A 2,461-nucleotide genomic window follows, 5' to 3' on the forward strand; every position below is an offset into this window, starting at 1 on the left:
GACGGTCGATGGCAATGGCGAGGACGAACCGATCGCCGACAATGCCACGCCGGAAGGCCGCGCCAAGAACCGCCGTGTCGATGTGATGATCCCCAGGGAGGAAACGTTGTGAGCACGGCCTGTTGGAAGCGCCCATGACGCGTTGGCTGCTGCGGATGTTCAGCGTTATCGCGCTGGCCGGCTTCGCGGCGGCAGTGTGGTTTGGCGGGCCCTTGATCCGCTTCGCCGATACCCGGCCGCTGGGCCCCGCCTGGCTGCGCGCAACCATCATCGGCGTGATCGTGGCGGCGCTGGCGCTGTTCTACGGGCTACGCTTCTGGCAAGCGAGAAAGGCGCAAAAAGCGCTCGAGTCCGTCGTCGCACACAATGACGACCGCGATGACGATTCGCGGGTGCTCGAAGCTCGCATGAATGAGGCCGTGGCGGCGCTCAAACGGTCAAGCGGCAAGCGCAACTTCCTCTATGAGATCCCCTGGTACGTCGTCATCGGCCCGCCGGGTGCCGGCAAGACAACGGCCCTGGTCAATTCGGGTCTGAACTTTCCGCTTGCCGGTTCGGGGGACGCCCAGCCGGTGGCTGGCGTTGGCGGAACACGCTCCTGCGACTGGTGGTTTACCGACCAGGCCGTGCTGATCGACACCGCCGGACGCTACACGACGCAGGACTCCCATGCCGAGAGCGACAGGAAGAGCTGGCTCGCCTTCTTGTCGCTGCTCAAGCGATACCGCACCAGACAACCGATAAACGGCGTCATCCTTGCCATCAGCCTTGCCGACCTGATGAGCTTCGACGATCAGCAGCTCGACGCCCACATCGTCGAGATACGCAGCCGCCTGAGGGAAATCCRCGAGACGCTGAAAATCCAGTTTCCAGTCTACCTGCTTTTCACCAAGGCCGATCTTGTTTCCGGGTTCATGGATTACTTCGGCGATTTCGACGAACCGCGCAGGCGAAAAGTGTGGGGCGCGACGTTCCAGACGGCGGAGCGCGACAGGAACATGGCCGCCGAGGCTCCCGCTGAATTCGACATGCTGTCCAACCGACTGGCAGACGAGATGGCCGACCGCCTCCAGGAAGAGGCCGATCCGCTCACGCGCATCTCCATCTTTGGCTTTCCGGCGCAGTTCGGCGCGCTGCGGGGGCGAATTACCAGTTTTGTCGCCGGCCTGTTCGATCCGGCGCGCAGCCAGGTGAATGTCAGCCTGCGTGGACTCTATTTTTCGTCAGGCACGCAAGAGGGAACGCCGATCGATCAGGTGCTGGGCGCAATCGGCCGCGATTTCGGCAGCAACTCCCGCCCTCACCTTTCCGGAACCGGCAAAAGCTTCTTTCTGCATGATCTGCTGACGAACGTCATTTTTGCCGAATCCGGATGGGTTTCGTACGACAAAGCGGCTGCAAGGCGCGCAGCGATCGCCAGATTTGGCGGCCTCGGCGCAATAGCTTTGGTCGCTGCTGCTGCACTGGGTACGCTCGGGCTGAGCGTCGCGGCCAACCGGTCGCTTATCGCCTCCACAAGTCTGGCCATGGGCCAGTACCGCCAGACGGCCGCCCCCCTGCTCGAAAGCACGACGGTCACCGATGTCGACCTCGAAAACGTCATCGGGCCGCTCGACCAGTTGCGCGATCTGCCGGCCGGGTTCGAAACCGGTGACCTACCGACTCCGATCGAGGAGACGTTCGGCCTCAGTCAGCGGGAGAGACTTCTTTCGGCATCCAAAACGGCTTATCGGCAAGGGCTGGAACGAATGTTCCGATCGCGCCTGCTGATCCAGGCCGAGCGGACGATCCAGGCCAAGATGGCTGATCCCGTCGCGCTCTACGAACCGTTGAAAATCTATCTGATGCTTGGCGGCAAGGCGCCGAAGGTCGATGACGCGTTGATCGTTTCCTGGATGAAGCAGGATTGGGAGCAGAACCGATATCCAGGCGAAAACAACCGAGCAGGACGGGAGCAACTCGAAAAGCACCTGCGCGCCATGCTGGCATTGGACGACGCCTATGATCCGGTTTTCGAACTCAACCAGCCGCTTGTCGAAGCCGCCCAACGTTCTCTCGGGCGCATGAGCCTTGCCGATCGAGCGTCCGCATTGATCCGGTCGGCAATATACGCGGCAGCACTGGACGACTTTTCTGTTTCCCTGAAAGGCGGCCCGGAAGCGCAAGTGCTGTTCGAGCGCATCAACGGCAGCGATCTGTCAGGCCTTCGTGTTCCCGGTATCTACACCTATGCCGGCTTCCACACCTTCTATCTCCCGCAACTTTCGCGCATTGCGCAGATGCTTGTCGACGAGCAATGGGTTCTCGGCGGAGGCGGTGAGCAAGGCGACATCGATCAGCAATTGCTCAAGCTCGGCCCCGAACTTCTCGATCGCTACGGGAAGGAGTTCGCAGCAGCCTGGAACAGCGTTCTCGACCAGTTGAAGTTCAAAGCGATGTTGACGGACAAGCCGCACTACAT

Annotated in this window: 1 protein-coding gene; it reads left to right on the top strand. The window is 61.4% G+C overall.

From position 1 onward, the window contains the following. Positions 1 to 134: 134 nt before the first annotated feature. A partial coding sequence (gene tssM, locus ACXJ7R_RS30010; RefSeq protein WP_457154987.1) for a type VI secretion system membrane subunit TssM occupies positions 135 to 2,461 on the top strand: 2,327 nt, incomplete at its 3' end.

This window comes from Mesorhizobium sp. P5_C1, from assembly GCF_054049815.1.